This window comes from Streptomyces sp. NPDC038200, from assembly GCF_055600785.1.
Window position 1 is genome coordinate 239480 of the sequence record NZ_JBVJYH010000016.1, and the last position, 7246, is coordinate 246725.

Genomic DNA, 7246 nt, shown 5'->3' on the forward strand with positions numbered 1-7246 from the left:
GGATCAGCCGGCATGTGGCGGTATAGGACGGGGTGTGGCGCAAGGTGGTGCGGAACGCGGGTTACGGGTTGATGCCGTCGTACTGCAGCACCCGGTACGGCGACTGGTGGGGCTGCCCGTTCCACTGCGACACGATCAAGGTCAGGGAGGTGGGGCCGGCGCTGCCCGGGTGGATGTATCCGCCGTAGAGGAAGGGGAGTTGCGGCTTGCCCCAGTGGTTCGGCGGCCAGGCGGCGTCGCCGACGATCTGCGGTTTCGGCGCGCTCCACACGGCATCGGGCCGGGGCGCGGTGCGGGTGCAGATCGAGTAGTCGGTGACGTCGAAGTAGCTCATGCAGTACGTGCCGCCGATGCGCTTCACCGAGAACTCTCCGATGTTGTTCCCGGAGAGGATGACCGAAGGCTGGACCGCCCGGGTCCACTGCCAGCTGCCGTCGAGGTAGGCCCAGTTCTCCTGGGCGCCGAAGTTGCCCGCGCGGAACTCCTCCGGCCGGATGCGGAACAGCTGGATCGCCCCGCCGTCACCGGTGTTGCGGTGGCTGCCGTTCCAGCGTTTGGAGAAGATGTACAGCCAGCCGTCGGGGTCGATGCCCGCGAACGACCACATCCCGTACATGGACTGGTTCACCCCCTGGGTGTCACCCGCCCAGTGGTAGGGGTAGTCCTGCCAGGTCACGCCGTGGTCGTCGGAGTAGGCGACGCCGGACATCCGTGAGCCGTCGTAGCCCGCCGGCGGCTGCCAGACCTCCACGGAGGTGTACTGGATGTAGGTGCGGCCGCCGAACTCGATGCAGTCGTTCGGGATGCGGCTGACCTCGAAACCGTGCCCGTTGTCGGCGTTGTGCCGGTAGTCGAAGAGCTGCCCGGCCGCGCCTCCCGTGGGCATGGCCCAGGTGAACGAGATCGGTGTCGTGCCGGAGGCGTCGAAGGCGGCCTGGTTCAGCATGACCGGGGAGCCGAGGTAGTCCCCGCCCAGCGCCGGTTCGGAGAAGGAGTCGCCGAAGACGTAGCCCCAGGTGTTGTCGTGCTCCCGGTGGTAGGGGATGGCGAGATCCCCCGACCCCAGCCCCTGCGAGCGCGCCGAGTCGCCGGGCTGCTCGCACAGGGGCGTACCGCGCTGGGCCGCTGCGGCCCGGGGAGCGGCGGCGATCGAGCTGCCCAGTGCGCCGGCGCCCAGGGCGGCGACCGCGCCGGCCCTCAGGAGCGATCTGCGGGTGAGCGAGTGACGGTCGGGGTGTGCGGGATCGGACATGATCGGCCCTCCAGGGTCGGCTCACCGCGGCCAACGCGGTTTCGGGTGGGGGATGTCGGTCCGCGAACGCCCCGCCGGATGGTCCGCGTCTCCTCACGCTCGGGTCGTCTTCCGGGGCATCACGCGGCGCTCGCTGCGCCACGGCTCCGGGAACGGTCCCGGGTGCTCCGCAGCGGCCTGCCCATCCTGGGGAGGGGTGTTGAAAGGATGATGAAATCCCCGTTCACAGCCCGGATTCGGCGCGACTCGATGGCGGGGAGGAGACGCAGAGCGAGGTACAACAGGCACGTGGCCGGGACGGGCGTGAACGACATCTCCGCCCCGGCCTGCCGCGGCGCGGCCCGGCACGGAACTGGACGACTACCGCACGCGCACGCCGGGTGCATCAGGGGAAGCGGGCCGACGCGCTGCCTCCGGCCTGCTCCTTCACCGGGATTCCATCGCTTCCCGGTACATCTCGCGCCGTACGACGAAGAGACTCAGGAGGGGGCACACGTGAGAGGAACCACCAACGGGTTGCGGCTGATGGCCACATGGATGGTCGCCGCCGTGGCCATGATCGTGCCGGCCGGTCCGGCACAGGCCGCCGACCGCACCGCGCCGCCACCCATGGCGAACGGATTCGGCCTGACCCAGGTCGACGCGGCCGCGGGCGGGCCCACCGACTTCACCCTCACCGTGACCACGCCCGAGGTCACGGGCAAGCACCACATCAAGATCATTCTGCCGAGCGGCTACTACGACAATCCGGACAGACGCTACCCGGTGCTGTACTTTCTGCACGGTTCGCCCGACGACCCGGTCCGGCAGACCTACCCGGCGCTGACCATGTCGGACTCGATGATCACCGTCATTCCGGACGGCGGCGCCCGGGGCTGGTACGCCAACTGGCTCGACCAGAGGACGCGGCTCGGGGCCCAGAACTGGGAGAACTTCCACCTCAAGCAGGTGATCCCGTTCATCGACGCGAACCTGCGGACCCTCCCCACCAAGAAGGCCAGGGCCGTCGCCGGCGTCTCCATGGGCGGGTTCGGCGCCCTCCACTACGCCCAGGTCCGTCCGGATCTGTTCAGCCAGACCGCATCCCTGTCCGGAGACATCGACCTGTCGGCCAGGTCCATGGACCTGCGGCTGGCCGTCGTCGCCTCCGTCACCGACGCGTTGGGCGCGATCTGCGGTTCGTCGTCCGGAGCCTGCGACCCCGACAACTCCCCCTACCAACCCGGCGTGGACAGCGACGCCCTGTTCGGCTCGCCCTACCCCGTGTTCAACGCCGACTGGCGGTGGAACGAGGTCGACCCGGCGGCGCACATGGACAAACTGGCCGGTGTGGGGGTCTCCCTCTATGTGGGCAACGGCGCCGGCTCACCCGTCGAACCGGAGTTCTGGCTCGAAGGCGCCGCCCGGCACGTCAAGGACAGCATGGACGCTCTGGGCATGTCCTACCACTACGTCGACTACGGCGACGGTTCCGCCTGGGGTACCCAGTGCAACGGCGGCCACAACGCCGGCTGTTGGGAACAGGATCTCCGGGACCTGATTCCCAGGCTGGAGCGGGCCTTCGCCTCCTGACCGTCCGGAACCGCCGGCGGCGGGCGGCGCTCCTGGCGGCGGGGCACATCCGCCGGGCAGCGCCGCCGCCACGCCGCCGCCCCCCGCTCACCGAGGATGCAGCCGGCCCTTGCGCGCGGTGGACTGGCGTTCGGAGTTGCGGCCACCCGCTCCGGCGTCACCGCTCGCGGCTCCGCCGAGTCCCGCCCGGCGGTCGGAACCCCGGTTCCCCCTCCTGGGGGCAGCACCGGTCGCCGCCTTGTCGGGGCCGTCGTTCCGGCGCCGGCGGCCGGATCGCCGACCGGGCTGGGTGCCGGTCTTCCGGTCGGGCCGGGACGCCGTCGGTGCGGCCGGCTGGGGCACGTCGATGGTGACGGGCACGCCGGAGGGCTCGCGGGCGCCGGTGATGGTGGCCAGTTCGGCGTCGGTCGACGTCACGCGGGCCGTCCGGGGGCGGATGCCGGCGTCCGACATGAGGCGGGTGATGTCCCGCTTCTGGGTGGGCAGAACCAGCGTGACCACGCTTCCGGAGCCGCCGGCGCGGGCCGTGCGTCCGCCCCGGTGGAGGTAGTCCTTGTGGTCGGTGGGCGGATCGACGTTGACGACGAGGTCGAGGTCGTCGACGTGTATGCCCCGGGCCGCGACGTTCGTCGCCACCAGCGCGGTGACATGTCCGTTCTTGAACTGTTCCAGGGTGCGGTTCCGCTGGGGCTGGGAGCGGCCTCCGTGCAGCGCCGCCGCACGGACGCCGACGGCCAGGAGCCGCTTGGCGAGCCGGTCGGCGGACCTCTTGGTGTCGAGGAAGAGGATGACGCGGCCGTCGCGGGCCGCGATACGCGTGGTGACGGCGCTCTTGTCGGTCTCGTCCTGGACGTGGAGCACGTGGTGCTCCATGGTGGTCACCGCTCCCGCGGAGGGATCCACGGAGTGCACCACGGGGTCGGTCAGGAACTGCTGCACCAGGCGGTCGATGTTGCGGTCCAGGGTGGCCGAGAAGAGCAGGCGCTGCCCGTCGGGCCGTACCTGCTGGATCAGCTTGGTGATCTGCGGCAGGAAGCCCATGTCGGTCATCTGGTCGGCCTCGTCCAGCACGGTGATCCGTACCTGGTCGAGCACGCAGTCCCCGCGTTCCACGAGGTCGTTGAGCCGGCCGGGGGTCGCCACGACCACGTCGGTGCCGCGCCGGAGCGCACCGGCCTGCTTGGTGATGGACAGCCCGCCGACCACGGTGGCCAGCCGGAGGCTCACCGCCGCCGCGTACGGGGCGAGCGCGTCCGTCACCTGCTGCGCGAGTTCACGGGTGGGCACCAGCACGAGGGCGAGGGGCGCCTTGGGCTCCGCACGCCGTCCGGCCGTGCGGGCCAGCAGCGCGAGCCCGAACGCGAGGGTCTTGCCGGAACCGGTGCGTCCCCGTCCCAGCAGGTCACGGCCGGCCAGCGAGTTGGGCAGGGTGGCCGCCTGGATGGGGAAGGGGGTTTCCACACCCTGCGCGGTGAGGGTCTTCAGCAGTTCCGCGGGCATGTCCAGATCGGCGAAGCGCTCGACAGCGGGAAGTGCGGGTGTGGTGCTCGTCGGCAGCCGGAACTCTCTCGGCGCCGGCGCGGGCGGTCGGGGCGAGGAGGTACGCCGGGTCGGCTTGCGGGGCCTGCGGGACATGAATCTGCCTTCCTGGAAACAGCACAAACCGAGGTCCGCACCGTTATGGTGCGAACCCCGGTGAGTGGATACGCGTCCGGCGATCAGGCGGGGACGATGTTCTCCGCCTGCGGGCCCTTCTGGCCCTGCGTGACGTCGAAGGAGACCCGCTGGCCCTCCTGGAGCTCACGGAAGCCCTGGGTGGCGATGTTCGAGTAGTGGGCGAAGACGTCCGGGCCGCCGCCGTCCTGCTCGATGAAGCCGAAACCCTTTTCCGAGTTGAACCACTTGACGGTTCCCTGTGCCATGACCTTCTCCTTCTGTTAGGCAGAGGCCCCATCCGGAGACGCCGGTAAAACAATAATGCGCCGATAGGATAAACATTCCCGTCAGGCGCACATGGGTTCATGGGTACCACAACTGCAACGCGACGACGGTAGCACAGTTCGCAGGCCCGTGGTGATCCAGGACGCGGCTCGACCTGCACCGGACTCCGGCGGCCCGGGTCGGGGCGGAGGGGCGAGGGATGCGCCGGGACGTACGGCACGGGGGCGGCGGCCCGCCGCGTACGGCCGAAGGACCCCGGCCGTACGCGAGCGAGGGAAAGGCCGGCTCTCCTCCGTTCTGTTTCCGAGCTCCCCCTTCGACGCCTCCCGTACATTGGATGCGTGGGTGCCACGCGCTTCGGTGAGCAGCCGGTCGGCGACGAGGTCGATTACGCCGCGCTGTTCGCGGCCATTCCCAGCCCCTACCTGGTGATCAGCTCTGCTCTGACCATCGTCGGCGTCAATGCGGCCTACTGCCGGGTAACCGGGCGAACCGGTCAGGAACTGCTCGGGCAATACCTTTTCGACGCCTTCCCCGACAACCCCGCCGACGAGGGCGCCGACGGGGTGCAGAACCTGTCGGCCTCCCTGACGCGGGTGCTGACCACGGGGAATCCGGACACCATGGCTGTCCAGCGGTACGACATCCCTGTCGCCGGGCAGCCCGGGACCTTCGAGGAACGCTGGTGGTCGCCGGTCAACACCCCGGTGTTCGGCTCGGACGGCAAGGTCGCCTGGATCATCCACCGGGTCGAGGACGTGACCGGCTTCGTGCGCGCGCGCCGGCAGCGACGGCCGGACCCCGTCGACCGGTCGGGTCGCCCGGAGACGACGGGTATGGAGGCGGAGCTGTACGCCCGGGCCCAGGAACTGGAGCGGTTGAACGAGGAACTGCGGCGGGCGCACGCGCGGGAGCGGCAGGTGGCGATCACGTTGCAGGAGGCCATGCTGCACTCGCCCGACCTGGCCCGGCACTCGAATGTGGCCGTGCGCTACCTGCCGGCCGTCGGCTCGCTCAACGTGTGCGGCGACTGGTACGACGCCGTCGACCTGAGCGACGGCCGCTTCTTCGTCGCCGTGGGCGACGTGGTCGGACACGGCCTGGAGGCCGCCACGGTGATGGGAATGCTGCGCAGCGCGCTGTCCGCGGCCAGCCGTGCCGTCGCGGGCCCGGCCCAGGCGCTGGAGGTGCTGGGCCTGTACGCCCGCTCCGTGGACGGCGCCCTGGCGGCCACTGCCGTCACCGCGCTGGTCGACACCCGGTCACGGCTGATCATCTACTCCAGCGCGGGCCATCCGCCGCCCGTCCTGATGCACGCGGACGGCAGCTGCCAGACTCTCGACCAGGCCACCGATCCGCCTCTCGGCGCCCGGCTCACCCATGTACCGCGTCCGCAGGCCGGCGCCGCCTATCGCCCGGGTGACGTCCTCGTCCTGTACACCGACGGTCTGATCGAGCGCCGCGACGAAGACATCGACACCGGGCTGCATCGCCTGACCGACACCCTGCGAGACTGCCTCGGACGGGCCCCGGACGACCTGGCCGACACCCTGCTCGAGCGCCTGGGCGTCAGGCACGGGGCGCAGGACGACATCGCCCTGGTCGTGGTCGGTCTCTGACCGCCGCGTGCGGGCACCATGGACGCCGCGCCCCTGTGTCCGGCACACGGTCACGGCCGCCGCCTCCGTGACCGGGAACACGAAGTTGCGGACGGGCGCGATGTCCCTTGAATGGAAGCAGCGGTTTCCGTATGCGTGCCCTGAGGGCCGGCGCGCTGCGGCGCGTCGCTCCCGGGACTCCTGGCACTCGGGGAGCGTGAGGAGGGACGACCATGCGACAGAACCTCATCCGCACCGAGCGCATCGCGGCGAGTTACGACGTGGTGAACGGCTGGACCGTCCTGGAGATCGACGGCGAGATAGACGTGCACACCCAGTCGGCGATTCGGGAGGCGGTTGCCGGGCTGCTCCGGGAGGGGCACCGGTACTTCGTTCTCGATCTGTGTTTCGTGCCCTTCCTGGACTCGACCGGGCTCGGCGCGGTCGTGGCGATCACCAAGCGCATCCGCGGGTACGGAGGCATGATGCGCATCGCCTGCCATTCCGGCCGGATGCTCAAGGTTTTCCGGTACGGCGGCTTGAGCGACGCGTACGAGTTCTACGACTCACCGGTCGAGGCGACGCAGCGGAAGCCGTCGAACGCCGATTACGTGCGCCTGCCCGAAGGCCTCGACGGCTGAGGCAGGCCGCCCCGGCCGGCAGGACGTCGTGCCCGGCCCCGAGGGCGACCGCTCGCCCCGAGCCCGGCCGCGGGAAAGGTGGAGCGCCGGAGGATGGAAGCCGGGATCCGGGGTAGACGCGGCATCGTCGGTCGTTGAGCCGGCGGAGACAGACCGATCGACCGGGAGGGACCCATGACGGCGACGACGACCGTGCAGACTGTCGAGCAGATCACGGACGTGCCGGACGTGCCGGAGGTGGC

6 protein-coding genes are annotated in these 7246 nt (G+C 70.4%); 3 read left to right on the forward strand and 3 right to left on the reverse strand.

What is annotated here, in order from left to right; genetic code table 11:
• Positions 1-61 precede the first annotated feature (61 nt).
• On the reverse strand, positions 62-1252 hold the full coding sequence (locus ACZ7KF_RS29180; protein WP_471081293.1) for a DUF4185 domain-containing protein: 1191 nt from the start codon (positions 1250-1252) through the stop codon (positions 62-64).
• Positions 1253-1789: 537 nt separating this feature from the next.
• On the opposite strand from ACZ7KF_RS29180, the gene ACZ7KF_RS29185 reads away from it, so the two are divergent.
• A complete protein-coding gene (locus ACZ7KF_RS29185; RefSeq protein WP_471081317.1) occupies positions 1790-2824 on the forward strand; it encodes an alpha/beta hydrolase in 1035 nt (344 codons plus the stop codon).
• Between the two features lie 87 nt (positions 2825-2911).
• Here ACZ7KF_RS29185 and ACZ7KF_RS29190 read toward each other — a convergent pair whose 3' ends face one another.
• On the reverse strand, positions 2912-4459 hold the full coding sequence (locus ACZ7KF_RS29190; protein WP_471081296.1) for a DEAD/DEAH box helicase: 1548 nt from the start codon (positions 4457-4459) through the stop codon (positions 2912-2914).
• An 83-nt stretch (positions 4460-4542) separates the two neighbouring features.
• Positions 4543-4746: a cold-shock protein gene (locus tag ACZ7KF_RS29195; protein ID WP_007502648.1), complete on the reverse strand. Its 204-nt coding sequence runs from the start codon at positions 4744-4746 to the stop codon at positions 4543-4545.
• A gap of 360 nt (positions 4747-5106) precedes the next feature.
• Between ACZ7KF_RS29195 and ACZ7KF_RS29200 the strand changes: the two genes are divergently transcribed.
• The gene (locus tag ACZ7KF_RS29200; protein WP_471081299.1) at positions 5107-6384 is read left to right on the forward strand and encodes a SpoIIE family protein phosphatase; all 1278 of its coding nucleotides are present in this window, start codon (positions 5107-5109) and stop codon (positions 6382-6384) included.
• Positions 6385-6596: 212 nt separating this feature from the next.
• Positions 6597-7004 (forward strand): STAS domain-containing protein, encoded by a 408-nt coding sequence (locus tag ACZ7KF_RS29205; RefSeq protein WP_471081302.1) that lies wholly within the window; start codon positions 6597-6599, stop codon positions 7002-7004.
• Positions 7005-7246: the final 242 nt, after the last annotated feature.